This is a genomic window from Bradyrhizobium lablabi, assembly GCF_018131005.1.
Lineage (GTDB): Bacteria > Pseudomonadota > Alphaproteobacteria > Rhizobiales > Xanthobacteraceae > Bradyrhizobium > Bradyrhizobium lablabi_D.
The window spans coordinates 185668-210511 of sequence record NZ_JAFCJK010000011.1; the positions used below are offsets into that span (position 1 = coordinate 185668).

At 63.8% G+C, this 24844-nt stretch carries 23 protein-coding genes, 1 pseudogene and 1 riboswitch; of the genes and pseudogenes, 15 read left to right on the top strand and 9 right to left on the bottom strand.

Annotation, left to right across the window (positions count from 1 at the left end; genetic code table 11):
* Positions 1–44: 44 nt before the first annotated feature.
* Positions 45–491: pseudogene (locus tag JQ553_RS35150) on the bottom strand (NUDIX hydrolase); the annotation flags it as partial.
* A gap of 129 nt (positions 492–620) precedes the next feature.
* The gene (gene asd, locus JQ553_RS28580) at positions 621–1541 is read right to left on the bottom strand and encodes an archaetidylserine decarboxylase (protein ID WP_212503454.1); all 921 of its coding nucleotides are present in this window, start codon (positions 1539–1541) and stop codon (positions 621–623) included.
* Between the two features lie 34 nt (positions 1542–1575).
* On the opposite strand from asd, the gene JQ553_RS28585 reads away from it, so the two are divergent.
* On the top strand, positions 1576–3240 hold the full coding sequence (locus JQ553_RS28585) for an aminotransferase class III-fold pyridoxal phosphate-dependent enzyme (protein WP_212503382.1): 1665 nt from the start codon (positions 1576–1578) through the stop codon (positions 3238–3240).
* A 331-nt stretch (positions 3241–3571) separates the two neighbouring features.
* On the opposite strand, the gene JQ553_RS28590 is transcribed toward JQ553_RS28585, so the two are convergent.
* The 3 genes from JQ553_RS28590 to JQ553_RS28600 all read right to left on the bottom strand — a co-directional run bounded on the left by JQ553_RS28590 (position 3572) and on the right by JQ553_RS28600 (position 6308).
* Positions 3572–4201: a hypothetical protein gene (locus JQ553_RS28590; RefSeq protein ID WP_212503383.1), complete on the bottom strand. Its 630-nt coding sequence runs from the start codon at positions 4199–4201 to the stop codon at positions 3572–3574.
* A 224-nt stretch (positions 4202–4425) separates the two neighbouring features.
* Positions 4426–5115: a class I SAM-dependent methyltransferase gene (locus JQ553_RS28595; protein WP_212503384.1), complete on the bottom strand. Its 690-nt coding sequence runs from the start codon at positions 5113–5115 to the stop codon at positions 4426–4428.
* Between the two features lie 137 nt (positions 5116–5252).
* Positions 5253–6308, bottom strand: coding sequence for a glycosyltransferase family 1 protein (locus JQ553_RS28600; RefSeq protein WP_212503385.1), 1056 nt, complete (start codon positions 6306–6308; stop codon positions 5253–5255).
* A 137-nt stretch (positions 6309–6445) separates the two neighbouring features.
* Here JQ553_RS28600 and JQ553_RS28605 point away from each other — a divergent pair, with 137 nt between their 5' ends.
* The 4 genes from JQ553_RS28605 to JQ553_RS28620 all read left to right on the top strand — a co-directional run bounded on the left by JQ553_RS28605 (position 6446) and on the right by JQ553_RS28620 (position 12099).
* Positions 6446–7837: a TAXI family TRAP transporter solute-binding subunit gene (locus JQ553_RS28605; RefSeq protein ID WP_212503386.1), complete on the top strand. Its 1392-nt coding sequence runs from the start codon at positions 6446–6448 to the stop codon at positions 7835–7837.
* Positions 7838–8272: 435 nt separating this feature from the next.
* Positions 8273–8962: a L,D-transpeptidase gene (locus JQ553_RS28610; protein WP_212503387.1), complete on the top strand. Its 690-nt coding sequence runs from the start codon at positions 8273–8275 to the stop codon at positions 8960–8962.
* 191 nt (positions 8963–9153) lie between these two features.
* Complete coding sequence (locus JQ553_RS28615; protein ID WP_212503388.1) at positions 9154–10722, top strand: DUF4403 family protein; 1569 nt, start codon at positions 9154–9156, stop codon at positions 10720–10722.
* A 165-nt stretch (positions 10723–10887) separates the two neighbouring features.
* Positions 10888–12099 carry an ABC transporter substrate-binding protein gene (locus JQ553_RS28620; protein WP_212503389.1) on the top strand — a complete coding sequence of 404 codons (1212 nt, stop codon included), beginning with the start codon at positions 10888–10890 and terminating at the stop codon, positions 12097–12099.
* A gap of 141 nt (positions 12100–12240) precedes the next feature.
* Here JQ553_RS28620 and JQ553_RS28625 read toward each other — a convergent pair whose 3' ends face one another.
* A complete protein-coding gene (locus JQ553_RS28625) occupies positions 12241–12531 on the bottom strand; it encodes a hypothetical protein (protein ID WP_212503390.1) in 291 nt (96 codons plus the stop codon).
* Between the two features lie 149 nt (positions 12532–12680).
* Between JQ553_RS28625 and JQ553_RS28630 the strand changes: the two genes are divergently transcribed.
* On the top strand, positions 12681–13178 hold the full coding sequence (locus JQ553_RS28630) for a MarR family transcriptional regulator (RefSeq protein WP_212503391.1): 498 nt from the start codon (positions 12681–12683) through the stop codon (positions 13176–13178).
* 81 nt (positions 13179–13259) lie between these two features.
* Here JQ553_RS28630 and JQ553_RS28635 read toward each other — a convergent pair whose 3' ends face one another.
* Together JQ553_RS28635 and JQ553_RS28640 are read right to left on the bottom strand one after the other, a co-directional pair.
* Positions 13260–13775 (bottom strand): PRC-barrel domain-containing protein, encoded by a 516-nt coding sequence (locus tag JQ553_RS28635; RefSeq protein WP_212503392.1) that lies wholly within the window; start codon positions 13773–13775, stop codon positions 13260–13262.
* A 77-nt stretch (positions 13776–13852) separates the two neighbouring features.
* Entirely contained in the window at positions 13853–14230 is a 378-nt protein-coding gene (locus JQ553_RS28640; RefSeq protein WP_212503393.1) for a PRC-barrel domain-containing protein, read from the bottom strand.
* A 292-nt stretch (positions 14231–14522) separates the two neighbouring features.
* Between JQ553_RS28640 and JQ553_RS28645 the strand changes: the two genes are divergently transcribed.
* Positions 14523–15260 (top strand): response regulator, encoded by a 738-nt coding sequence (locus JQ553_RS28645; RefSeq protein ID WP_212503394.1) that lies wholly within the window; start codon positions 14523–14525, stop codon positions 15258–15260.
* Positions 15261–15262: 2 nt separating this feature from the next.
* Positions 15263–16609: an ATP-binding protein gene (locus tag JQ553_RS28650; RefSeq protein ID WP_212503395.1), complete on the top strand. Its 1347-nt coding sequence runs from the start codon at positions 15263–15265 to the stop codon at positions 16607–16609.
* A 13-nt stretch (positions 16610–16622) separates the two neighbouring features.
* Here JQ553_RS28650 and JQ553_RS28655 read toward each other — a convergent pair whose 3' ends face one another.
* Complete coding sequence (locus JQ553_RS28655) at positions 16623–16820, bottom strand: hypothetical protein (protein WP_212503396.1); 198 nt, start codon at positions 16818–16820, stop codon at positions 16623–16625.
* 318 nt (positions 16821–17138) lie between these two features.
* Here JQ553_RS28655 and JQ553_RS28660 point away from each other — a divergent pair, with 318 nt between their 5' ends.
* The 7 genes from JQ553_RS28660 (at position 17139) to JQ553_RS28690 (ending at position 24820) form a co-directional block, all read left to right on the top strand.
* On the top strand, positions 17139–17660 hold the full coding sequence (locus tag JQ553_RS28660) for a lytic transglycosylase domain-containing protein (RefSeq protein ID WP_212503397.1): 522 nt from the start codon (positions 17139–17141) through the stop codon (positions 17658–17660).
* Between the two features lie 218 nt (positions 17661–17878).
* Positions 17879–18020, top strand: a riboswitch (TPP riboswitch).
* Positions 18008–19021 (top strand): FAD-dependent oxidoreductase, encoded by a 1014-nt coding sequence (locus tag JQ553_RS28665; RefSeq protein ID WP_212503398.1) that lies wholly within the window; start codon positions 18008–18010, stop codon positions 19019–19021. (Overlaps the previous riboswitch by 13 nt.)
* Positions 19012–19209, top strand: a complete 198-nt coding sequence (thiS, locus tag JQ553_RS28670) for a sulfur carrier protein ThiS (RefSeq protein WP_212503399.1) — start codon at positions 19012–19014, stop codon at positions 19207–19209. Before JQ553_RS28665 ends, thiS begins: the two co-directional genes overlap by 10 nt.
* A 195-nt stretch (positions 19210–19404) precedes the next feature.
* On the top strand, positions 19405–20187 hold the full coding sequence (locus JQ553_RS28675) for a thiazole synthase (protein WP_212503400.1): 783 nt from the start codon (positions 19405–19407) through the stop codon (positions 20185–20187).
* Complete coding sequence (locus JQ553_RS28680; RefSeq protein ID WP_212503401.1) at positions 20174–20800, top strand: thiamine phosphate synthase; 627 nt, start codon at positions 20174–20176, stop codon at positions 20798–20800. The genes JQ553_RS28675 and JQ553_RS28680 overlap by 14 nt, the downstream gene beginning before the upstream one ends.
* Positions 20801–20826: 26 nt before the next feature.
* Positions 20827–22725, top strand: coding sequence for a phosphomethylpyrimidine synthase ThiC (gene thiC, locus JQ553_RS28685; protein WP_212503402.1), 1899 nt, complete (start codon positions 20827–20829; stop codon positions 22723–22725).
* Positions 22726–23314: 589 nt separating this feature from the next.
* Entirely contained in the window at positions 23315–24820 is a 1506-nt protein-coding gene (locus JQ553_RS28690; protein ID WP_212503403.1) for an amidohydrolase family protein, read from the top strand.
* Positions 24821–24844 lie beyond the last annotated feature (24 nt).

Sequence of the window (24844 nt, forward strand, 5' to 3'; positions counted from 1 at the left end):
GGCGGCGCCACGGGACGGCGGCTGCGCGGCTTCCCGGCGGCCACGGCCCGTGCCTGCGCATGGCGCGCGCTCATGGCGAGTGCCGCGGCCTGTAGCGCGATCGGGCCGACATTTTCCAGGAACGCACGTTCATAGCTGCGCGACAGGCGCTCAATGGCGTCCTCGAGCGGCAGCCAGTCGACCGCCTTGATGTCGTTCATCAACTGCCGCACCGGTTGGTCGCCGGCATCCATGCGCCAGTAGTGGACGATCTTGGAGCGGCCGCCGGACTCATAGACCAGCGTGCCAAGGAATTCGTGCACATCGACGGCGTGGCCGGTCTCTTCCAGCACCTCGCGCTCAGCGGCGGCGCGCGGCGTCTCGCCCCCGTCGAGCTTGCCCTTGGGCAGCACCCATTCATTGCGCTTGCGCAGACGCACGACAGCAAAGCGCGGCGGCGCCTCTCGCCGCAGCACAATGCCTCCCGCCGCAAGAACAGGCGTCCGTGCCATCTCGTGTGCACCAGGTTTGCGATTTGGAATTGTCTCGGACGATCCCGAACATATAAAGACGCCCGATGGAAAAAGCGAGGTCAGCAGCGTTTCGGTTCGGTTTGAATCGGAGCCGAAGCTCGAGACGCTTTATTTTGACGCACCTTCTTCACGCGAACCGGCACTCGCTTCGCTTGAAAACGCTGTGAGCGGTTTTCGCAGCAGCGGCTCGCCGCATTTGATCCGCGATCCATCCGCGACATTGTCGCAGAACTCGAAATGATCCGGCGCCAGCACGATGATGGTCGAGCCGTGCTCGAACCAGCCAAGCTCGTCGCCCTTGCGCACATGGGCCTCGCAAGCGAAGTCGACGGGTCCCCTCGTCTTCGCATTGAGTGTGACGTCGAGGAAGTGCAGACGGATGCTCGCCACCAGGATGGCGGCGACCGGCACCAGCGTCAGCGCCTCGCCGCCCGATAGCTTCGCGCGCAGCACGGCGCGCTCGTTCTTGCAGAACAGCCGCTCGATCCGCTTCAGCGCGATCGGATTGACGTTCCAGACGTCGCCATGGATGAAGGTGACCTTGTCGATGGTGAGGTCCGCGGGTGCGTGGAAGCGGTGATACATGCTCGAGGTTAGCCGCAACGTCACGAAGCGGCCGTTCCGGTGCTGCTCGACAAGGGCGGGATCGCCGAGCAAATCGAGCAGCGAATAGGGCGCGCCCTTGACCTGGAACAACTCTGCGTCCTGAATCCGGCCGTGCGCGCCGATGATCGCATCCGACGGACTCGTGATCACGGACGGATCGGGATCGGCCGGGCGCAGGCCGGGCTTGAGCTCGCGGGTAAAGCAGTCATGCAGGCTCTTGAACTCGGTCTTCTTCGCCTCGGTGAGATCGAGGTCCGAAAACAGCCGCCAGCAGGCGATCGAGGCGTCGCGCACCAGCGGGATCTCGACCTTGGAGAACCAGCCCATGAAACGGGTCAGCGCGGCCCGCGGAATCCGGTTCGTCAGCAGGAAATTAAGGTTCTCCTGCTGCGTGAATGCCGAGATCAGGCCCTTCACTGTCATGAATCTGTTAGCTGGTGACGCTAGCGCTTCTGTCATGGATTCGCCCCTTCCGATTCTCTCGCTGTCCGTCGCCGCGCTTGCCGGCGCCGCCGCAGCCTTCCCCAAAGTCAAAGCCCGGCTTGCCCTGTCGCGCGCAAAACACCGCTCGCTGACCGGGCATTCCAAGATGTCCAAGATGGTGGCGCGGCTGGTCCCGCATTACGAATTCGATATCGACGAATTCTTCCGCTCCGACGACGCCCCGGCCGAGGTCGCGCTGCAGCGCCAGGACGGTTTCTTCCGGCTCGCCGGCATCTACCAGGACCGCTTCCCCAAGGGACGGGCGCTCACGAGCGAGGTATCGGAGCGCATTTCGGACCTGCAGTTCACCGAAGCCTACCGCGTGCCGTTCCAGTACAGCCGTCTGGTGCGCGAGAATCTCAGCACCTCGGCGTTCATGCAGGCCTCGAAAGGCGTCACCGTCACCGACATCGACGGCAACGTGTTCCATGACCTGACCGGCTCCTACGGCGTCAATATCTTCGGCAACGATTTCTACAAGGAGTGCATTGCCGAGGCCGAGAAGCGCGCGCATGCGCTGGGGCCCGTGCTCGGTCCCTACCACCCGATCATTGCCGACAACGTCAAGCGGCTCTGCGGGATCTCCGGGCTCGACGAGGTCTCGTTCCACATGTCCGGCACCGAGGCCGTCATGCAGGCGGTGCGGCTTGCCCGCTACCACACTCGCCGCAGCCATCTGGTGCGCTTCGCGGGCGCCTATCACGGCTGGTGGGGCGACGTGCAGCCCGGCGTCGGCAATCCGGTCTCGCCGCACGAGACCTACACGCTCGCCGACATGTCCGAGAAAACGCTGCACGTGCTGCGGACGCGCCGCGACATCGCCTGTGTGCTGGTAAACCCGCTCCAGGCGCTGCATCCGAACTCGAACGCGCCGGGCGATTCGGCGCTGGTCGACAGCTCCCGCTCCGGCCGGTACGACCGCGCCGCCTACACGGAATGGCTGAACAAACTGCGCGAGGTTTGCAACCAACGCGGCATCGTGCTGATTCTCGACGAGGTATTCGTCGGCTTCCGCCTCGCCGCCGGCGGAGCGCAGGAATATTTCGGCGTCAAGGCCGACATGGTGACCTATGGCAAGAGCCTCGCCGGAGGCCTGCCGATCGGCGTCGTTTGCGGCCGCAAGGAGTTGATGCGGCGCTTCCGTGACGACCGTCCCGCCGACATCTGCTTTGCGCGCGGCACCTTCAACTCGCATCCCTACGTCATGACGGCGATGGACGAGTTCCTGAGCCGGCTTGCCAGCCCGAACTTCCGTTCCATCTACAACGGCCTCGACGAGACCTGGAACGGCCGCGCCAAGTCGCTCAACGATCGCCTCGCCGCGCAGGACCTGCCGGTCCGCGTCGCCAATCTCTCGTCGATCTGGATGGTGCATTACACCGAGCCGTCCCGCTACAACTGGATGCTGCAATACTACCTGCGGGCCGAGGGACTTGCCTTGAGCTGGGTCGGCACCGGCCGCCTGATCTTCACGCTGAACTACACCGACGCCGACTTCGCCGAGGTCGCCGACCGCTTCGTCGCCGCTTGCGAAAAGATGCGGCGCGACGGCTGGTGGTGGCACAAGCCCGGACTGACCAACAAGAACATCAAGCGGCGGATCCTGAAGGAGATGGTCGCGGTGAAGTTCAGGCGCTGAGGCCAGCCATCGCCCATGTGCTCCCTCGCCCCGCTCTTGCCGGGAGACGGCTTCGGTGAGGGGCTTTCTCCGCGAAGTCAGTGACAGACGGATTCGCGGAGAGTCCCCCTCACCCGGATAGCATCTCACGACGCGACATAGCCGAAGCTTCGCTTCGTCGTTCTCCAGAACGGCCGCCAGAGGCGGCCTGCGCATCTCTCCGCATGCGGGGCGAGGCAAAGCGAGCGCGCAACGTGAAGCCATTTTACTGTGGTGCCCAAGACGTGGATGCCCGGGACAAGCCCGGGCATGACGAGAGTCAACGAATAATCCTGGTATCGGCGCATCGCGCTCAGGCGTGCTTCTCTTCCAGTTCGCCGACGAGATGCAGGCCGGGGTCGATCAGTTCGCCCTTCATCAGGAACAGCGGCGCCTTGTGATAGAGCTTCAGGTCGTTGAAGGGATCGGTGATGATCTTGGTCATCCAGACGAGGCCCGTCTCGACGTCGCGGATGAAGAAAAGGTGGACGGTGCGGAACAGCAGGCCGCCGATGCCGACCGCGAGCCAGATCTTGGCCACCTGGCGGGTGAAGTCGGCGAACGTCGCCCACGGCTTGAACAGGCCGAACAGGGTCGGGTCGAAGTACAGCACCATCGGCGACAGCGCCCATATCGCCATCAGCACCACCTTGCGCTGCAGGTTGTAGCCGACCTTGATCTCTTCCTTGTGCTCGTGGGTCGCCTCGTTGACGTGGTCGTAGCCCTTCGGCTCGAAGAAGAAGTGACCGGCCTGGCGCGAAGTCATCGAGACCAGCCAGCCGACCAGCGCCGACACCACAGGATCGAAGAACAGCATGACATAGGCGAACAGGAAGCTCAGCGCGCTGACGAAGTGCAGGCTCTGGTTGATCCGGCTGTGGTGATAGTAGCGGTGGTCATCCCAACGCTGGGTACGCAGCTCTTGCAGGAAATTCTGGATCATTGGTTCCCCCAACATCTTTCGGGACAGGGTTACAGGGATTCGATGTAGCCCGTGTGACATCATCATAATGACATGTGACAAAGCGGGGCGACGCCGTGACGCAACTTGGGACCCCTCATCCTGCGGAGCCTGCGCAAACAAGCGTCTCGAAGGATGAGGCTGCAGCGAGGCCTTATGGTTGCGGACGACGCCGGGCGCCTCCTCAATCATGAGACCCGGAAAGTTCAGGCCGCCCGGGCGACCTCGGCCTTGCGGAAACGGACCAGCGAGAAGTGGCCGAGCGGCGGGATCAGGCGGCGCTCCGCCAGCTCCATGCCACGCGCCCCGGCAAGCCACCTGGTGTAGCGCGACCAGGCGAATTCGGCCGTCCTGAAGCCCAGCGGACGCACAACCGGCTGCAGCCTCTGCTCGATGAAGCGGCGCATGCCGGCGTCCGCGCTGACGCGGGTCAGAATGATCAGTTCGCCGCCCGGACGCACCACGCGGGCGAATTCGTCGAGCGCGGCTTCCGGATTCGGAACCGCGGTCACGACATACTGCGCCATCACTACGTCGAACGAGTTGTCGGGGAATTCGAGTTTCTCGGCGTCCATCACCGCGAGCCCCTCGACATTCTTCAGGCCATGCTCGGCGACGCGCTTCTTGGCCTTCTCTAGCATCGCTTCCGAGATGTCGGTGCCGAAGATGCGCACGTGCTGACCATAGAGCGGCAGCGAGATGCCGGTGCCGACGCCGACTTCGAGCACGCGCCCGCCGATCTTGTTGGTGGCCTGGATCGCGGCCTGGCGTCCCTTGCTGAACACGCCGCCGAATACAAGATCGTAGATCGGCGCCCAACGGTCATAGGCCTGTTCGACCGTTTCGCGGTCGAAGTCCAGGGAGCGGTTGGCGTCCAGCTTCATGATATTTGCCATAGATGAGGTCTCTCGTCTCTCGTTCGATTTGGTTGCTCGATCATGATGCAATCATTCGAATCGCATCATGATCTCGTCTCTCGCTGTTTGAGCATGATCTTCTTCGGAAGACCGCTACACACTTTCCTGATCATGCTCTAGTTCGGCACGGCAGTGCGGCGATCGACGCGGCGGGCGGGCCGCGGCGCGCGGCTCGGCTGCAACGCGGCCAGATTGCCGATGAACTGGCGCGCACTGTTTTCCCAGGAACGCTCCAGCGCGAAGTTGCGGCACGTCGCACGCGACATCGTCAGCGCGCGCAGGCAGGCGCTGCGCAGGTCGCTGTCAATCGCCCCGATCGGATGATCCGCGATCACGTCCTTCGGGCCGGTGACCGGGAATGCCGCGACCGGCGTGCCGCAGGCCAGCGCCTCGAGCTGCACCACGCCGAAGGTGTCGGTGAGGCTCGGAAACACGAAGACGTCAGCGGCCGCGAGATGCGAAGTCAGGTCCTGGCCCTTCTTCTCGCCGAGGAAAACCGCATCGGGATATTTCTGTTGCAGCGCCGGTTTCTGCGGGCCATCGCCGACCACGACCTTTGATCCCGGCAGATCGAGCGACAGGAAGGCGTCGAGATTCTTCTCCACCGCGACGCGGCCCATCGTCATGAAGATCGGCCGCGGCAGATCGAGCGAGGCCGGTGCGTCCGGATTGAAAAGTTGCGTGTCGACGCCGCGGGTCCAGAAGCCGAGCCTGCGGAAGCCGCGATCGGAGAGCTCCTGCCGCAGCGACTCGGTCGCGACCATCGTCATCGACGCCGCGGCGTGGAAATGGCGCAGCACGGCGTAACCGACGCTGTCGGGAATTCCGGTGCGCACCGAGACGTATTCCGGGAAGCGCGTGGTATAGGACGTCGTGAAAGCGAGCTTGTTGCGGCGACAGTAGCCGCGCACGGCCCACCCGATCGGGCCTTCGGTGGCGATGTGGATCGCCTCCGGCGCGGCCTCTTCGATCCTGCGCGCGATCTCGCGGCGATTCGGCAGCGCGACGCGCAGGCCCGGATAGGTCGGCATGCCGACCGAAGGAAAGCCGTCGGGCGTCAAGAAGTTGATGTCGGCGCCGAGTGTCGCGGCGCTGCGCGCAAGCGAGGTCAGTGTCCGGACCACGCCGTTGACTTGCGGATGCCAGGCATCGGTCGCAACGAGTATGCGCATCGCAGGAGATCCAAATCGTTAATGCGATTCTGCTCCCACGACGTTCTGACATGGATGTTTCAAACGTATGACGTCATCGAAATGTAAGGTTCTTTTTCACCACGCTTTGGCTGATTTTCGTGTAACGTGACAGTGAGATGTCAGAGCAGAGCGAAAATCGCCGCGCGACCGTCCGCAGGCTCAGGCGACGAAACTCGTCGCTCCTGATTCTTGCGGCCGGCATCTTTCTGTTCGGCGTCGCCGCCGGCACGCTCTATTACGTCCTGCGTCCGGTGACGTTGCGGATCGCGGTCGGTCCGCCCGGCAGCGACGATGTGAAGCTGGTGCAGGCGTTCGCCCAAGCCTTTGCCCACGACGGCAGTTCGGTTCGCCTGGCGCCGGTCACGACCCAGGGCGCCGCCGAAAGCATCGCGCTGTTCGCCGAGAACAAGACCGACCTCGCGGTCGCGCGCGGCGATCTCAATCTGCCCGCCAGCGCCGAGTCGATTGCGATCCTGCGCAAGAACGTCGTGGTGCTGTGGACGGCTTCGGGCGCGAGGCCGAGGGGCGCGAAGCGGCAAGCGGGACCGAGGATCAAGAGCATTGACGACCTCGCCGGCCGCAAGATCGGCGTCATCGGCCGCACGCAGGCCAACGTGACGCTGCTCCACGTGATCCTGACCGAGTCGGGCGTCAATCCGGACAAGGTCGCGGTCAGCCAGTTCGCCACCGACCGGATCGCCGATCTCGCACGTGACCCCTCGCTCGATGCCTACATGAGCGTCGGGCCGCTCGACAGCAAGATCACCACCGATGCGATCGCGGCGACCGCCGCCGCGCGTGGCGAACCGAGGTTCCTGCCGATCGAGGTTTCGGAGGCTATCGCGCAGAAACATCCGCTCTACGAGTCCGAGGAGATTGCCGGCAGCATCTTCTCGTCGTCGCCGGCTCGCCCCGAGGACAAGGTCGAGACCGTCAGCGTCAACCACCTGATCATCGCGCAACACGCGCTGCCCGAGGCGACCGTCGGCGCGCTGGTCCGGCAATTGTTCGCGGTGCGGCTGCAGGTCGCGCGCGAGGTGCCGGGCGCGGCCAAGATCGAAAAGCCCGACACCGACAAGGACGCCGCGCTGCCCGCGCACCAGGGCGCCGCTGCCTATATCGACGGCACCGAGCGCACCTTCCTGGAGAAGTACTCCGACTACATCTGGGGTGTGGTCCTCCTGCTCTCCGGGCTCGGATCGGCGGGCGCCTGGCTGCGTCATTACTTCAAGCGCGACGAGCGCGAGCAATACATTACCCATCGCGACAATCTCCTCAAGCTGATTGCGAAGGTACGCGGCGCGACGACGGCGGAGGAGCTCGCAGCGATGCAGGCAGACGCGGACAATCTCTTGCGCGAGGCGCTCGACTGCTACGACGACGGCGCGATCGAGGAAGGCGATCTCTCCGTGATCGGGCTGACGCTCGATCAATTCCACCACGCGGTGGCCGACCGCCGCGTCGTGATCGGCGGCGCCGCGACGGGCCTGCCGCGGATGCGCGCGTAACAAGGCCGCATACGTCGCGCTCGCGCCGAGTGCACCGAGAGCAATGCGCACCGAGAGCAATGTTTATGTTGCAGCTCGACGGCGCATCGCCATGTTGGGTGTGAGCGCGACGCTTCGCGCAACAACATCACCATTGCACGCCCTTGGCTCACAGCTTCCAGCGAGGCCGGATCGACCGGCCGCGACGATATCGACGCGGGGTGTGTCCGTGACCGCATCCGTGGCGACTGCACGAGCGCCTCGACCAGCGCACGCTCCGACGCACCGCACACCCCGCCGTTAACGACGCGCACGAAACACGCACGAAACAATCCTTAAAGCCACGAAACCATTTTGGCGGTTTCGTGCAAACATCCTGAAACGCCTGATCTGTACTCCTTCGATCCAACGACGCGCCAAAACGGCGCGCAGGGCGCAAAATAACAGGGGTCGAAAATGTTGAATTCCATCAAGCTGAACTCGCGTCTCGCTGCCGCCGCCTTCGGCGCGCTGGCGATTGGTGCCGTTGCCTTTTCCGCTTCGGCCACGGCGGCTCCGCTGCCGATCTTCCCGTTCATCATGACGCCGCCGACCCAGGCCGCACCGCCGCCAGTTCAGTCGATGCCGCAGGTCCAGGACGAGGACCGCGCCGCCGCCCTGCCGGCCCGCCTAAGGCGCCAGGTCGTCAACTACCCGACCCGCGAGGCCCCGGGCACCATCATCATCGATACCCCGAATACTTATCTTTATCTCGTGCTCGGTAACGGCCAGGCCATGCGCTACGGCATTGGCGTCGGCCGCGAGGGTTTTACCTGGTCGGGCACCCAGACCATCACCAGGAAGGCGGAATGGCCGGATTGGACGCCGCCGCCGGAAATGATCGCTCGCCAGCCCTATTTGCCGCGTCAGATGGCCGGTGGCCCCGGTAACCCGCTCGGCGCCCGCGCAATGTATCTCGGTGGCACCATTTACCGCATCCACGGCACCAACGCGCCGGAGACGATCGGAACCCGTGTCTCCTCGGGCTGCCTGCGGCTCACCAATGCGGACGTCACCGACCTCTATTCGCGGGTCAATGTTGGAACCAAGGTGATCGTGCTGCCGATGACCGACCGCCGCGCAGACCTCGGTACGGCGATCCGCTAACCTCATATATTCGTATAGAGACAGCGGCTCCGGCATCGCCGGGGCCGTTGTCGCGTTCACGATCGTTAACTCTGCCGTGTCAATGACGGCACGAGCCATCTTATGCCGCCGATGCAGCTTGATCCGGCCATACTGGCGCCGCCATCGGCGGGCCTGTACAAGTCGCCTGATTCATTTCATCCGGGGGAGTGATGCGTCTGCCGATGCATCCAAAAACGATACTGATCGGGGTATCGGTGGTGGCGGTCTCGTTCCTGGTCAGCCTGAAGGCCATGGACTGGCTGGCGCCGCGGGCTACGGTGCCGCCACCGCCGCTCGCGCAATTGCCGCCACTGTCGCCGGCGCCGCGCACCTCGACTGTCGTGGCACAGGTCGCGGTGACGCTGTCCGCAATCCGCGATGCTGCGGAGCGTAGCGCGCCGAAGCAATTCAGCGGCAAGGCCGACAATCCGGTGTCGCAGATCCTGCAGAACGCCGACATCGGCTGGACCGCATCGCGCGGCCCGATTGCGGTCAGCGGCGGCCAGGACGTGCTGACGCTGACGACGCCGATCGGCGGAACGCTCAACGTCACCGGCTCGCTCTCGGCCAAGGCGACCGGCGCGGTTGGCGATGCGCTCGGCAGTCTGCTCGGCGGCAACGTCGCCAAGCAGATCGGCGCCGTCAACATCAAGCAGATCAATGCCAACGCCGAGATCAAGGGCAACGTCACCGTGACCTCGCGGCCGAAGCTTGGCGCCTCCTGGCGGATCGAGCCCAACCTGCAGGCGCAGGTCGGCCTCGGCGACACCAGCCTGTCGGCCTCAGGCGTGCGCCTCAGCGTGCCGGCGCAGGTCAAGCCGGTGATCGACAAGCAGCTCGCCGATCAACTCGCCGCCGTGCAGCAGAAATTGCACAACGACCCGAGCTTCGAGAACAACGCACGTGCGCAATGGGCCAAGGCCTGCCGCTCGATCCCGCTGCAGGGCACCGGCGGGACCTCGTCATTGCCGGCGCTTTGGCTGGAACTGCGGCCGACCCGAGCCATCGCGGCTCAGCCGAAGGTCGACGCCTCGGCGGTGATCATGGCGCTGGGCATCGAGGCCGAAACCCGCATCACCGAAAGCGAGACCAAGCCCACCTGCCCGTTTCCTGAAAAGCTCTCGATCGTGCCGCCGATGTCCGGCGGGGTCGCGATCGGCATGCCGGTCGACATGTCCTTCACCTCGCTGACCCAGCTGATCGAGGCGCAGCTCAAGAACAAGACCTTTCCCGAGGACGGTTCCGGGCCCGTCGACGTCACCGTCAAGCGTGCAAGCGTCGCCGCCTCCGGCGACCGCCTCCTGATCTCCCTCCTGGTCCGTGCCCAGGAAAAGAAGAGTTTCTTCGGCCTCGGCGCCGAGGCGACCGTCCATATCTGGGGCCGCCCGCGACTCGACCAGGCGCAGCAGACGCTACGGCTGACCGATGTCGAGCTCGCCGTCGAATCCGAGGCCGCGTTCGGCCTGCTCGGCGCCGCCGCGCGCGCGGTGATCCCGCGGCTGCAGCAGACACTCGCCGACAAGCTGATCGTCGACCTGAAGCCGTTCGCAAGCAACGCGCAACACAAGATTGCGGCTGCGATCGCCGACCTGCAGAAGAACGAGGAAGGCATCCGCGTCGCCGCCGAGGTCACCAGCATCCGCCTCGCCGGCATCGACTTCGATTCAAAGACGTTGCGGGTGATCGTCGAAACCGAAGGGACGATCAACGCCACCCTGACCACACTGCCCGCGTTCTGAGGCTCCCGTTTCCGCGCCCCGCAAGCGAGTTCGGTTGCTCAACCTGCCCGCTTTTCGGTCAGTCCGCAGTTCCCGTATTGCCTTTCAGCTTTGCGGCGCGTCGCCAGGCGGATAGAACAGCCGGCGTGAAACGAAGCCCTCAACACACGACGGGGAGAAGAAACGATGAAATCACTTTTGGCCGCAGCAGCCGCCGGTGTCGCACTTGCCGCATTCAGCGGCGCGGCCCATGCCCAGATTTCCGACGATGTCGTCAAGATCGGCGTGCTCACCGACATGTCGAGCCTCTACGCCGACGCGACCGGAAAGGGCTCGCTTGCTGCGGTGGAGATGGCGGTCTCCGATTACGGCGGCAAGGTGAAGGGCAAGCCGGTCGAAGTCGTCGCCGCCGATCACCAGAACAAGCCCGACGTCGGCATCAATATCGCGCGCAACTGGTATGACAACGAGAAGGTCGATGCGATCTTCGACGTGCCGACCTCCTCGGTTGCGCTGCCGATCTCGGCGCTGACGCGCGAGAAGAACAAGATCAACATCAATTCCGGCGGCGGCTCGTCCGACATCACTGGCATCGCCTGCTCGCCCAACACGGTTCACTGGACCTACGACACCTATGCGCTGTCGAACGTCGCCGGCAAGGCGATGGTCAAGCGCGGCGAGGACACCTGGTTCTTCGTCACCGCCGACTACGCCTTCGGCATGGCGTTGCAGCGCGACGCTGCCAACGTCGTCAAGGAGAGCGGAGGCAAAGTGCTCGGCGAGGTGCGCCATCCCCTGAACTCGTCGGATTTCTCGTCCTTCCTGCTGCAGGCGCAGGCCTCCAAGGCCAAGGTCGTGGCGTTGGCAAACGCCGGCGGCGACACCACCAACGCGTTGAAGCAGGCGTCAGAATTCGGCCTGACGCAGGGCGGCCAGAAGATGATTGCGCTGTTGCAGGAGATCACCGACACGCACTCGCTCGGCATCAAGGCAACCGAAGGCCTGATCGTCACCGATGCCTTCTATTGGGACATGAACGACGAGACCCGCGCGTTCTCGAAGCGCTTCTACGACAAGGTCGGCCACATGCCGACCATGATCCAGGCCGGCCTCTACTCGGCGACCATGCACTATCTGAAGGCGATCGAGGCAATCGGCAGCGACGAAGCGCCGAAGGTGATGGCGCAGATGCGCGCGACCCCGATCAACGATTTCTTCGCCAAGAACGGCAAGATCCGCATCGATGGCCGCATGGTCCACGATATGTATCTGTTCGAGGTAAAGAAGCCCTCGGAATCGAAGGGCGAGTGGGACCTCTACAAGCTCCTCGCCGCCGTCCCCGGCGACGAGGCATTCCGGCCACTCGACAAGGGCGGCTGCCCGCTCGTGACGCACTGACCTCGGCTCTCTCCCCCGCTGTCGCGGGGCGAGAGCAATGTCACGCACGATTTGTGGGTAATGTTACCGGGGGTGCCCTGCCGGGGGTCAGCTCATCTCGCGTGACGTGGGTCCAAACAATGATCCACGTCCGCCGTGAGTTTACCGGCCGGCATGCCTGTTGCGGTGGTGGTAGGGGTGCGGCGCCTCGACGGCATCAAGGCCGGATTCGCGCCTCTGAATGGCCTGCAGGACCGCCGGCGGCTGCAACACCAAAGCCGCCGCGCGGGTCGGCGCACCGTTATTGAGCACGTCGCGGTAGGGATACATGGCCTGATAGGCAGCCGGTTCCGAAATCGCAGCTTGTGCGAACACCGACGTTGCCGTGATCGCCGAGAAGGCTGCGGCTAGGGCGACAGTCCTGATCAGACTCCTGTTCTTGAGGGTAGTCATCGTAACTCTCCTTCGCTATTACTTCGCATACGATCAACTCGTGTACGATATATAAAATCATTCGTAAGCGAATTTCAAGCCTTCCGATTCGATCGGATACGATATATATGGATGCGAGACTTCACTTATTCGTGCGAGGAGGGACGTTTATGGCAGCCGATCTTGGTTCCATGACCATTCCGGGAGGGAATCCCGAGGAGCCGCCGCAGGCGAACGCGAGCGATCGTCGCTTGGCCGATTATCTCTGCTTTGCGATCTATACGGCCAACCTGGCCTACGGACGCGCGTACAAGCAGGGCCTCGACCGGCTCGGCCTCACCTATCCGCAATGGATTGCGATCGTGTCCCTTGCGGAGAAGGACGGCCAAACGGTCAGCGAGCTCGGCAGAAAGCTGTTTCTGGAATCGAACACCCTGACGCCGATGCTGAAGAAGCTCGAGGCGATGGGCTATTTGCTCCGGCGGCGGGATCCCGCAGACGAACGGCAGGTGCGTGTCAACCTCACCGACGCTGGCCGGCAACTATGCGAGCAGGGCCTGCAGTCAATGTTGGCGAAACCGCACGGACTGCGGCCGGAGGAAGTGTTGAAATTGCAGAAGGGCGTCGTTGAACTCCGCGACAATCTGATCAAGGCGACGGAAGGATAAAGTCGCGAAGACGCACACCCAAAAACAAAACGCGCCCGGCAATCGACGGACGCGTTCGCATTTCAGGCCAAGCGATGCACATCATTCGGTCGAGTATTTGAACTCGGGCATCGCCTTCAACTCATCCTTGGTCGCGTTGAAGACCGCGTGGTCGGGATACCAGGGGTTCGCCTTCGACGTCGCCGCCGGGGCGGCTCCCGTGGTGGTCGTCGACGTCTTGTTGCTGCTTCCGGTATTCGATGCGCCCGTGTAGGCAACAGGCTCGGCGACGAGCTTCACCTTGTCGAGCGGCACGGCGACCAGATGCTCGCCGACGCCGAGGAAGCCGCCGACACCGATCACCACGGCCTTGATGGCGCCGCTCTTGTCCATCAGCAGATCGTTGATCGAGCCGACGCTCTCGTTCTTGTCGTTGTAAACGCTGAGACCGACGACCTTCGAGGCCCGCCAATTCCCCTGGTAGGACGTCGACGACGCACTCGTCGTCGCAGGCGCCATCTCGGCCTTGTCACTTTTATCCGTCGGCGTCTGCGCGAACGCGGCGGTCGCAAGCAGCGCGGAGCCGGCCACGCCGGCGATGATGTATCTCGCTAACATTATGGGCTCTCCTCAGTTTGCAAAATCGATGCTGGAAGAACCCGTCACGTCAGCAACCGTTCCTACGGAACTTGCGGTCAAAAGCCGCCCCAATAGGGCGGCACGCCGTAGTAGCGGTGCAGCTCGAGCTCGCGTGAGCGATCGCCCCAATCGAAATCCTTGTCGGCCCGGAACGATGGAGCGCGCTTCAACTCGTCGTCGTCGATGTCGAGCTCATAAGCCTCGAACTTCGGATTGTAGTGCAGGCGGCCCCACGGCAATGGAATGAGATTGCTCCCGATGCCGAGGAAACCGCCGAAGCTGAGCACCGCGTAGGACACCTTGCCGGAAGCCTTGTCGATCATCAGCCGTTCGATGTGACCGATCATGTCGCCATTGGGCCGCCGCACCGCCGTGCCCTCGACGCGATCGCTTGCAATGAGTTGGTGCGGTCTGGCCATGGCCTCGACTGCCATCTTACCCTCCACGCCTGAACAGAATGAGTCCCAGGAACCAACGCGTCACCAAGAGGCGGGTTCCTGAGAGATACGGCAGCTACCCTTCCCTATTGGAACCGTTGGCTGGGACGATTATCAGCGTGTCGTCGACCGCAGGTACCTCACACGAGGATCGCGCCAGCCTGATCCGGCAAGGCCTTTTCGCCGCGCGCCCGACCTGTTAACCCAGCTTTCAGGGCGAGATTTTTGCAGAAACACACTGAAACAAAATTCCTGAGCGGTTTCCCCGAATCTCGGACAAAAAGTCGGTATGACCCAGGCGATGCCCAACATCCTCGTCGTGGAGGACGATCGCGAGACGCGAGCCCTCATCGCAAGATATCTGCGCACCAATTCCTGCAACGTCACCACCGCATCCGACGGCCATGAGATGGCACGCGCGATGGCCGACCACAGGGTCGATCTCCTGATCCTCGACGTCATGCTGCCCGGCGAGGACGGCCTCAGCCTGTGCCGCAAGGTGCGCGCGGAATCGCAGACGCCGATCATCATGCTGACCGCGCGCGGCGAGGACGTCGACCGCATTCTCGGCCTCGAGATGGGCGCCGATGATTATTTGGCAAAGCCGTTCAACCCGCGCGAACTGCTGGCGCGGATCAACGCCGTGCTGCGCCGGCAGGCGGCCGCCCGCAACGCCAGCGCGATCGAGGGCGCGACCGTGCTGAACTTCCTCGGCTGGCGCATCGACATCCGCCTGCGCGAGCTGCGCAACCCCGAGGGCGCGCGCGTCGCCATGACCAGCGCCGAATTCGATCTCCTGCGCGCCTTCTGCGAGCGGCCCGGCCGCGTGCTATCGCGCGACAGCCTGCTCGATCTCACGCAAGGGCGGAGCTCCGGCTCTTTCGAGCGCTCGATCGACGTGCTGGTGAGCCGCATCCGCCGCAAGATCGAGCCCGATCCGCAGGAAGCCACCATGATCAAGACAGTGCGCTCCGGCGGTTACATGTTCACCCCGAGGGTGGAGGCGGTTGCCGCCACGAGCAGCTGATCATGAGATTCCTGCGCGCGTTGAGTCTGCGGGGCATCGGCGCACAGATCGCGGCGCTGATGGTCGTGTCAATGGTGGCGCTGCACCTGATCATCACTGCGAGCTTCCTGATCCATCGGCCGGACCAGCCCGAGCCGCCGGATCGCTGGCACACTCAGCTTGCCGCCGCCGCGCAACTGCTCGGCACTGCGCCGGCGGCCGAGCGGCCGCGGCTGATCGGGGACATCGCGCGCGCATTTCCGCAGCTTGCGCTTGCTACGTTGCCCGCCGAGGTCCAGCCCCTGAGCGAGCCAAAGACGCCGAACCTGCACGCGCTGCGGCGGCTCGGCGCCGGCTATCAAGTCTTCCTGCTGCCGCGCGACGGAGAGTCCGCGCCGCGCGAGGGCGAGATCCGCCGCGTCGTCATCCGCCTGCCCGACGGCGCGATGATCGCAGCCAACCTGACGCCGGACCCCTACTTGCGGCCGTTCTGGAGCGGGCCGTGGATGATGACGGTGCTGTTTGCGATCATCAGCGTCACCGTGCTCGGGTTATGGGCCGCGTGGGCGCTGACTGCGCCGCTGTCCTCCTTCGTGAAGGCCGCGGAGACGTTCAGCCTCACCGGCACGGCCGCCCCGCTGTCCGAGCGCGGCCCGGAGGAGATCCGCTCCCTCGCAAGAGCGCTCAACCGCATGCGCGAGCGCATCACCATGCTGATCGACGACCGCACCAAGATGCTGGCCGCGATCAGCCATGATATGCGCACCCCGATCACGCGGATGCGGCTGCGCGCGGAGTTCATCGAGGACGAGACCCATCGCGGCCGCATGATGCGCGACCTCGATCAGATGCGCTCGATGCTGGACTCGGTGCTGTCTTTCCTGCGCCACGACCGCCAGCTCGAGGAAATGACGCTGGTCGACATCGCCAGCACGCTGCAGCTTGTCACCGACCAGTTCGCCGACATGGGCCACAAGGTCTGCTACGAGGGCCCGCAGCGCGCAATGGCCACCGCGCGGCCCGGCGACCTGCATCGCAGCATCACCAATCTGGTGGAGAATGCCGTTCGCTTCGGCGGCCAGACCACGGTCCGTCTAGACGTCAAGGCAGACAGGTTCGTCATTGACATCGAGGACGACGGTCCAGGAATCTCGGACGTGCACAAGGCCAATGTGCTCGAGCCGTTCGTGCGCGGCGACCGCGCGCGCAACATGGACGAGGCCGAGGGTTTTGGCCTCGGCCTGTCGATCGCCAATACCATCGTGCTCGCGCATGGCGGCATGCTTTCGCTGCATGATCGGCAACCGCACGGCCTCGTCGCCCGTATCGAGCTGCCGGTGCGTCAGGAGGCGCGAAAATCCGCGGCGTGATCGGGGCGCTGCGTTATGCTGCGAGCGGCTGCCGCAGTTCTTCCACTTCGTAGATCGCGATGGCTTCGAAGCGATAGTTGCAGGCGCGGCACGTCCACAGATAGGACGTGCGTCCCTCGCTGTGCTCCACCCACTCCGGACGCGGGATTGGCTTGCCACACTGCGCGCAGGGATTTTCGCGAGGCATAAAGGTGTTGTCCTGACGAGCCATGGCGCATCTCCCTTATGAGTTTTTGCTTCTTGATGCTTTGAATGGACAGATGTGCTGACTGAAAGCGTGCCCACTGTCTTGATGCATCCTAAACCTTTCGTGAGTCGTTTGCACGACAATCGTGTGTCAAGATCGATTCAGAAAAGTCTAACTATTTTTGCACGTGACACGCTGGCTCGCCGCGCGCGCACCGCAAAAACGATGGACCCGTCCCGCCGACATTGCGGAAGTCTCGCCACATTCCTGCCCGCTCGTCGTATCAATGAGGAGCCTGAGAAAAAAGGAACGCGCACCTTATCGTCCCGAGCGAAAACAAAAATGAAAGATCTTCAGAACCTTGCATGGCTCGCCGCAGCGATGGTGCTGGTGCTTTCCCCTGCCGCGCAGGCGCAGCAGCGCGCGCAATATGAAGCGATGGTGGCGGCGCACGCGAACGCGAACCTCGTTCCGGAGGAGTTGGTGCATCGCGTCATCGTGCGCGAGAGCAAGTATCATCCGCAATTGATCGGGCGCGGCGGCACCATCGGGCTGATGCAGATCAAGCTCGCCACCGCCCGCGGCCTCGGCTACTCCGGCACAGCGGAGGGCCTGCGCGACCCCGAGACCAATCTGAAATATGGCGTGCAGTATCTGGCCGGCGCTTATCGCGCCGCCAACGGCGATCCCAATCGAGCCGTGCGCTATTTCGCGGGCGGCTATTACTATGTCGCAAAGCGGCAGCGGGTCGAGCACCTCAGGGGCGCGCGGCATGTCGGCGCGATTGCGCCGCCGCAGTTCGCGGGGCAGGAGCAGCAGGCGGCCGTAGCCACAGAGATGAAGCGGGAACAACCGGCGAACTAGGTTGTCGCGAGGGAAAACCGCTGCGAACTTTTCCGGGTCATGCTCTGGCCGCCGTTGTACTGGATTCGGCGCGCGCTCGCGCAACGCTGCCGCATAAAGCCGGGATCCATCCTTACGACGGGCGCCGTCAGCAGCGCTGCGCTGCGTCCACGGCACGGGAGCCATACGCCGGTTCCTGGCATAACGCGTTGACACGCCCGCCCAATGCCCTACATTAACACCGTTCCGAGGGGTGCTCCGAGGAGGAGCTGAGATACCGCACGCTTGGACCCAGCCAGTTGGCGATCAGTCCGAGACCGCGGTGACCCTTTGAACCTGATCCGGGTCATGCCGGCGAAGGGACAGGGATGTACCAGACGTCAGAACCGCGGGGGGAATCCTCCGTCTCCATCATCGGCGCAGGCATAGCCGGTGCCTGGCATGCGCTGTTGTTCGCGCAGGCCGGACACGCAGTCACCCTGCATGAGCGCAGTGACGCCACGATGACGGAATCCGCGAGCCATTGGGCCGGCGGCATGCTCGCGCCATGGTGCGAGGCGGAGGCATCCGAACCCGTGATCTCCAGGCTCGGCATTCGCTCGCTCGATCTGTGGCGGCAGCATTTTCCGCAAACTCCGTTCAACGGCTCGCTCGTGGTGGCCCATGCCCGCGACCGCGCCGATTTCGAGCGTTTCGCGCGTCTCACCAGCGGCCATCGCCGGTTGGATGCGCGGGCGCTGAGCGAGCTCGAACCGTCGCTCGAGGGTCGTTTCCGCGATGGCCTCTTCTATCCCGACGAGGGCCATGTCGAGCCGCGCCGCGTGCTGCCGCAAATTCATGCCGCGATCGCAAGAGCCGGCGGCGCCATCATGTTCAACAGCGCTGCCGAGGCTGACGATCTCGACGGCATCGTGATCGATTGCCGCGGCCTTTTCGCGCGCGACCGCGAGCCATCGTTGCGCGGCGTCAAGGGCGAGATGATCGTGATCGAGACCGCGGAGGTCGAGCTGTCGCGCCCTGTGCGGCTGATCCATCCACGCTGGCCGCTCTACGTGATCCCGCGCGGCGATGGCAGGTTCATGCTGGGCGCGACCTCGATCGAGGCCGAGGATCGCGGCGTCAGCGTGCGCTCGGCGCTGGAACTGCTTGGCGCGGCCTATGCCGTGCATCCCGCATTTGCGGAGGCGCGCATCGTCGAATTCGGCTCAGGTCTGCGCCCCGCCTTCCCGGACAATCTGCCGCGGATTGCGATCGACAGGGACCATATCCGCGTCAATGGACTCTACCGTCACGGCTTTCTGCTCGCGCCCGCGCTCGCCGAACTGACGCTTGCCTATGTGGCGCGCGGCGAAATCGACAATGAGGTGGTGCAATGCGCGTGATCGTCAATGGCGAGCAGCGGGAGATCAGCGCCTCGCGCGTCGACGCGCTGTTGACCGAGCTCGAGTATGAGGGCAGCCATTTCGCGATCGCGCTGAACTACGACGTGGTGCCGAAGAGCCGCTGGGCCGAGACGCATCTGCAGGCCGGCGACGAAATCGAGATCATCACGCCGCGGCAGGGAGGATGATGTGAACAGAACCGTCGCCGCGTCCCTTCTTCACCTCGCCCCGCTTGCGGGGAGAGGTCGATCGCATCGCAGGATGCGATCGGGTGAGGGGGTACCGGTATCGAGGCGTACGTACGTGCGGAGCGAGCCCCTCACCCCAACCCTCTCCCCGCAAGAGCGGGGAGAGGGAGCAGACCGCCACATGCGGAGACATTAATGGTCACCTTCTACGGCAAATCCTTCGCCTCCCGCCTGCTGATCGGCACGGCGCTCTATCCCTCGCCGGCGGTCATGCAGGCCGCGATCCGCGCCTCTGGCGCCGGCATCGTCACCGTGTCGCTGCGGCGCGAGGCGGCCGGCGGCAAGACCGGAGATGCATTCTGGTCGCTGATCCGCGAGCTCGGCGTCACCGTGCTGCCGAACACGGCCGGCTGCCGCAGCGTGCGCGAGGCGGTGACGACGGCGAAGCTCGCGCGCGAACTGTTCGGCACCTCCTGGATCAAGCTCGAGGTGATCGCCGACAACGACACGCTGCAGCCCGACGTGGTCGGCCTCGTCGAAGCCGCAACGATCCTGATCAAGGACGGCTTCGAGGTGTTCCCTTATTGCACCGAGGACCTTTCGGTCGCGACGCGCCTGGTCGAAACGGGGTGCAAGGTGGTGATGCCCTGGGCCGCGCCGATCGGCAGCGCCAAAGGCATCATCAACCGCGACGCGCTGAAGCTTTTGCGCGACCGCCTGCCCGACATCACGCTGGTGGTCGATGCCGGCATTGGCGCGCCCTCGCATGCGGCCGAAGCGCTGGAGCTCGGCTACGACGCCGTGCTGCTCAACACCGCGGTGGCGAAGGCCGCCGATCCGGTCGCGATGGCAAATGCCTTCCGCCTCGGCGTCGAGGCCGGCCGCACCGCCCATGAGGCCGGGCTGATGGAAGCCCGCGACTTCGCCTCCCCCTCAACCCCTGTCCTCGGGACTCCGTTCTGGCATGCCGTATCCTGATCGCCACGCGTATCCTGATCGATTCTATCCTGTGGTCGACAGCGTCGCCTGGGTCGAACGGCTCACGAAACTCGGCGTTGGCACCATTCAATTGCGCGCCAAGGATCTCGACGACGGAGAGGCATTGCAGATCGTCACCGACGCGCTCGCGATTACCAAGGGCACACCGACAAAACTCGTCGTCAACGATTATTGGCGGGCGGCGATCGTCGCCGGCGCCGAGCACCTGCATCTCGGCCAGGAAGACCTCGCCGATGCCGATCTCGCCGAGATCCGTAAGGCGCGGCTGACGCTCGGCATCTCCACCCATGACGACGCCGAGCTTGCGACCGCGCTTGCCGCGAAACCCGACTACGTCGCGCTCGGCCCGATCTTCTTCACCACGCTGAAGTCGATGCGGTTTGCGCCGCAGGGCATTCCGAAGATCACCGAATGGAAACAGCGCATCGGCGACATCCCGCTGGTTGCGATCGGCGGCATCAAGTTCGAGCACGCGGCCGAGATCTTCGCCGCCGGCGCCGACTCGATCGCCGTCGTCAGCGACGTCACCCAGAACGCCGACCCCGACGCGCGGGTGCGGCAGTGGCTTGGCCAGGACGCCAGAGCCGCCTAACCAGGAATTTAAACGGAGGACACGTTATGAATATTCGCTCCAATCCGGACAGCACCCGTCCCGCCGTCACAACCGGCGCACTCCCCGCCTCGCGCAAGATTTTTGCAACGCCCGAGGCAGCGCCCGACCTCCGTGTGCCCCTGCGCGAGATCGGGCTCTCCGAAGGGGCCGGCGAGCCGAACCTGCCGGTCTACGACACGTCAGGCCCCTACACTGATCCCTCCGTGACGATCGACGTCAATGCCGGCCTGCCGCGCAACCGTCTCGCCTGGGTCAAGCAGCGCGGCGGCGTCGAGGAATATGAGGGCCGCACCATCAAGCCGGAGGATAACGGCAATGTCGGCGCCGCGCATGCCGCGAAGGCATTCACCGCGCACCACACGCCGCTGCGCGGCCTCGACGGCCACAAGATCACCCAGCTCGAATTCGCCCGCGCCGGCATCATCACCAAGGAGATGATCTACGTCGCCGAGCGCGAGAACCTCGGTCGCAAAGCACAGCTCGAGCGCGCCGAAGCAGCGCTTGCCGACGGCGAGAGCTTCGGCGCTTCCGTGCCGGCCTTCATCACGCCGGAGTTCGTGCGTTCCGAGATCGCGCGGGGACGGGCCATCATCCCCTCCAACATCAACCACGCCGAGCTCGAGCCGATGATCATCGGCCGCAACTTCCTGACCAAGATCAACGCCAATATCGGTAACTCGGCCGTGACCTCCTCGGTGGAAGAGGAAGTCGACAAGATGGTGTGGGCGATCCGCTGGGGCGCCGACACCGTCATGGACCTCTCGACGGGTCGCAACATCCACACCACTCGCGAATGGATCCTGCGCAACTCGCCGGTGCCGATCGGCACCGTGCCGATCTACCAGGCGCTCGAGAAATGCGACGGCGATCCCGTCAAGCTGACCTGGGAGCTGTACAAGGACACGCTGATCGAACAGTGCGAACAGGGCGTCGACTACTTCACGATCCACGCCGGCGTGCGCCTGCCCTACATCCACCTCACCGCCAACCGCGTCACCGGCATCGTCTCGCGCGGCGGCTCGATCATGGCAAAGTGGTGCCTCGCGCATCACAAGGAGAGTTTTCTGTACACGCACTTCGAAGAGATTTGCGATCTGATGCGGAAATACGATGTTTCATTCTCGCTCGGCGACGGCCTGCGGCCAGGATCGATCGCCGACGCCAATGACCGCGCGCAATTTGCCGAACTGGAGACGCTCGGCGAATTGACAAAGATCGCGTGGGACAAGGGCTGCCAGGTCATGATCGAGGGCCCCGGCCACGTGCCGATGCACAAGATCAAGATCAACATGGACAAGCAGCTCAAGGAGTGCGGCGAGGCGCCGTTCTATACGCTTGGGCCGCTGACGACGGACATCGCGCCGGGCTATGACCACATCACCTCCGGGATCGGTGCGGCGATGATCGGCTGGTTCGGCTGCGCCATGCTCTGCTACGTGACGCCCAAGGAGCATCTCGGCCTGCCCGATCGCAACGACGTCAAGACCGGCGTCATCACCTACAAGATCGCCGCCCACGCCTCCGATCTCGCCAAGGGCCACCCCGCGGCGCAACTGCGCGACGACGCGCTGTCGCGCGCGAGGTTCGACTTCCGCTGGGAAGATCAGTTCAACCTCGGCCTCGATCCCGATACCGCAAAGAACTTCCACGACGAGACGCTGCCAAAGGAAGCCCACAAGGTCGCGCATTTCTGCTCGATGTGCGGCCCGAAATTCTGCTCGATGAAGATAACCCAGGACGTGCGGGACTACGCGGCGACGCTGAACGACCCGACCGGCGTCGGAATGTCGGTGTCAGGTACGATCGAGGACGGCATGGCGCAGATGAGCGCTAAGTTCAGGGAGATGGGGTCTAACGTGTATCTCGATGCAGAGAAGGTGAAGGAGAGCAATCGGGTGTTGTGAGGTAGCACCACTCTCCATTGTCATGCCCGGTTTTGACCCGGGCATCCGCATCCACGCGATAGCAAAGGCCGGTCGGAAGTCCGGCCTTTTTGCTGCGAAGTCTTTGCCCTACTAGCGGTTCAGCAGCGGACATCGCGCGAGGTCCGAGCCGAGAGCCCAAGGATTGTAGGGTGGGTTAGCGAAGCGTAACCCACCGAGCCTTCGGCAGACAATGGTGGGTTACGCCTTCGGCTAACCCACCCTACGACTGCTCGATAATCTGGACGTGCGGGATTACGTGGCGGCGCTCAACGACAAGGGCATGGCGCAGATGAACGCCAAGTTCAAGAAGGCCGACATGCCCGACCTGCTGGCAAGCACCCAGGATGAAGCGTTGGGACAGCGACGCTGCCGAATTACCTCGCTTGCGCCCCTACGAGTTTCGGCGTTGAGTCCACGAGCGCAAGCGGGGCGCCGCTTAGTCCGATCAAACTCGAACAATCCTTCCGTTCTCATCGCGCGATGCGGACAGAACGCGGTACGCCCTTAGCGGATCGGAAGTGGCCGAGCGCGCGGCATGATGCGCGCACTTAACTAAGGGAGGAGAACGATGAGCAGTTGGCTTAGTGAACGTGAGCAGCGCCTCGTTGCCGGTGCCGAAGCAGCATCGGCTGCTACGCCGATCCCTACCCAGATCGTATCAAACGGCGAGTATCTACCGCCTCCGCAGAGCGCCATTCAGAAGCAGGTTGAAACGCGTATCAACGAACTCGCCGATGCCAACGGCAAACGGCTCGGCCTGAGCCGGCGGCAGTTCTTGCACACCAGCTGCGGCATGGCCGCGGCGTTTCTCGCAATGAACGATATCTACGGTAACGTTTTCCAGGTCGCGCCGGCCGAGGCCCGCGAACCCGAGTTGATGCTTGCCCGGTCGCAAAATCTCGCGGACCAGTTCATCTTTGACGTGCAGACCCACTTCGTCCGCGACGAGTTCGATCATAAGGAGCTGTTGGGACTGGCGCAGTTTGCGAGTGACCACTGGAATCCGAAGATGAAGGAGGAAGGCGTCTCGTCGCTCGCCCGCTACAAGTTCCAGAATTACGTCAAGGAGATTTACTACGACAGCGACACCCATATGGCTCTCTTGAGTGGCGCGCCGTTTGACGATCCGAGCTGGTGGCTGCTATCCAACGAACAGATCGTCAAGGCGCGTGAACTCATCAACGACTTTGCTGGCTCCCGGCGCCTGCTGGCGCACAGCGTCATAACGCCCAAACAGCCCGGCTGGATGGAGGAGGTTGACAAGGCAATCGAGGTCTACAAACCGGATTCCTGGAAGTCCTACACGATCGGCGATCCGCTGGCGCCCTCCAAGTTCCCCTGGCGCCTCGACGACGAGCAAGTGATGTATCCGTTCTACGAGAAGGCGGTGAAGGCGGGCATCAACACGCTGTGCATCCACAAGGGACTGCTGCCGCCCGATTATGAGAAATCGTTTGCCGGCGTGTGGGAATACGCAACCGCTTGGGACATCGGAAAGGCGGCCAAGGATTGGCCGCAGATGAACTTCGTGATCTATCACTCTGCACTGCGGGCGTTCCTCGAGTTGCCGGACAAGGCGTGGGCGGATTTCGAACAAACCGGCCGCATCCAGTGGGCCTCGGATCTTGCGGAAATCCCGCAGAAATTCGGCGTCACCAATGTCTATGCCGAGTTGGGCACGTCATTTGCCAACTCGGCGGTCGCGCATCCGAAGTTCTGCGCCGCTCTTGTCGGCACGCTGATCAAGGGCATGGGGGTGGATCATGTCATGTGGGGCACCGACTCGGTTTGGTATGGCTCACCGCAGTGGCAGATCGAGGCGCTGCGCCGGCTTGAAATCCCGGAGGACATGCAGAAAAAATACGGATTTGCACCGCTCGGCGACGCCAACAGCACCGTCAAGCAGCAGATCTTCTCCGGTAATGCGACCAGGTTCTACAAGATCAAGCTGAGGGCCGCTGACAACAAGATGCCAGCCTTTTCCGAAGATCGCCTCGCGGCGCTCAAAAATGAATACACACTGGCGGCCAAGGAACCCTCCAACCTGCGCTACGGGTACGTTCGTGCCGCATAGAGCGTGATCGGTGAAGTGTGAGGC

Excerpts from the sequence above, each read along its gene's own strand:
- JQ553_RS28585 (WP_212503382.1), top strand. The coding sequence starts at position 1,576 with ATGGATTCGCCCCTTCCGATTCTCTCGCTGTCCGTCGCCGCGCTTGCC.
- JQ553_RS28640 (WP_212503393.1), bottom strand. The coding sequence starts at position 14,230 with ATGGCAGTCGAGGCCATGGCCAGACCGCACCAACTCATTGCAAGCGAT.
- JQ553_RS28595 (WP_212503384.1), bottom strand. The coding sequence starts at position 5,115 with ATGGCAAATATCATGAAGCTGGACGCCAACCGCTCCCTGGACTTCGAC.
- JQ553_RS28615 (WP_212503388.1), top strand. The coding sequence starts at position 9,154 with ATGCGTCTGCCGATGCATCCAAAAACGATACTGATCGGGGTATCGGTG.
- JQ553_RS28690 (WP_212503403.1), top strand. The coding sequence starts at position 23,315 with ATGAGCAGTTGGCTTAGTGAACGTGAGCAGCGCCTCGTTGCCGGTGCC.
- JQ553_RS28630 (WP_212503391.1), top strand. The coding sequence starts at position 12,681 with ATGGCAGCCGATCTTGGTTCCATGACCATTCCGGGAGGGAATCCCGAG.
- thiC (WP_212503402.1), top strand. The coding sequence starts at position 20,827 with ATGAATATTCGCTCCAATCCGGACAGCACCCGTCCCGCCGTCACAACC.
- JQ553_RS28590 (WP_212503383.1), bottom strand. The coding sequence starts at position 4,201 with ATGATCCAGAATTTCCTGCAAGAGCTGCGTACCCAGCGTTGGGATGAC.
- JQ553_RS28605 (WP_212503386.1), top strand. The coding sequence starts at position 6,446 with ATGTCAGAGCAGAGCGAAAATCGCCGCGCGACCGTCCGCAGGCTCAGG.
- JQ553_RS28650 (WP_212503395.1), top strand. The coding sequence starts at position 15,263 with ATGAGATTCCTGCGCGCGTTGAGTCTGCGGGGCATCGGCGCACAGATC.
- JQ553_RS28655 (WP_212503396.1), bottom strand. The coding sequence starts at position 16,820 with ATGGCTCGTCAGGACAACACCTTTATGCCTCGCGAAAATCCCTGCGCG.
- JQ553_RS28675 (WP_212503400.1), top strand. The coding sequence starts at position 19,405 with ATGGTCACCTTCTACGGCAAATCCTTCGCCTCCCGCCTGCTGATCGGC.
- JQ553_RS28660 (WP_212503397.1), top strand. The coding sequence starts at position 17,139 with ATGAAAGATCTTCAGAACCTTGCATGGCTCGCCGCAGCGATGGTGCTG.
- JQ553_RS28665 (WP_212503398.1), top strand. The coding sequence starts at position 18,008 with ATGTACCAGACGTCAGAACCGCGGGGGGAATCCTCCGTCTCCATCATC.
- JQ553_RS28600 (WP_212503385.1), bottom strand. The coding sequence starts at position 6,308 with ATGCGCATACTCGTTGCGACCGATGCCTGGCATCCGCAAGTCAACGGC.
- JQ553_RS28645 (WP_212503394.1), top strand. The coding sequence starts at position 14,523 with ATGACCCAGGCGATGCCCAACATCCTCGTCGTGGAGGACGATCGCGAG.
- JQ553_RS28625 (WP_212503390.1), bottom strand. The coding sequence starts at position 12,531 with ATGACTACCCTCAAGAACAGGAGTCTGATCAGGACTGTCGCCCTAGCC.
- JQ553_RS28610 (WP_212503387.1), top strand. The coding sequence starts at position 8,273 with ATGTTGAATTCCATCAAGCTGAACTCGCGTCTCGCTGCCGCCGCCTTC.
- thiS (WP_212503399.1), top strand. The coding sequence starts at position 19,012 with ATGCGCGTGATCGTCAATGGCGAGCAGCGGGAGATCAGCGCCTCGCGC.
- asd (WP_212503454.1), bottom strand. The coding sequence starts at position 1,541 with ATGACAGTGAAGGGCCTGATCTCGGCATTCACGCAGCAGGAGAACCTT.
- JQ553_RS28680 (WP_212503401.1), top strand. The coding sequence starts at position 20,174 with ATGCCGTATCCTGATCGCCACGCGTATCCTGATCGATTCTATCCTGTG.
- JQ553_RS28635 (WP_212503392.1), bottom strand. The coding sequence starts at position 13,775 with ATGTTAGCGAGATACATCATCGCCGGCGTGGCCGGCTCCGCGCTGCTT.
- JQ553_RS28620 (WP_212503389.1), top strand. The coding sequence starts at position 10,888 with ATGAAATCACTTTTGGCCGCAGCAGCCGCCGGTGTCGCACTTGCCGCA.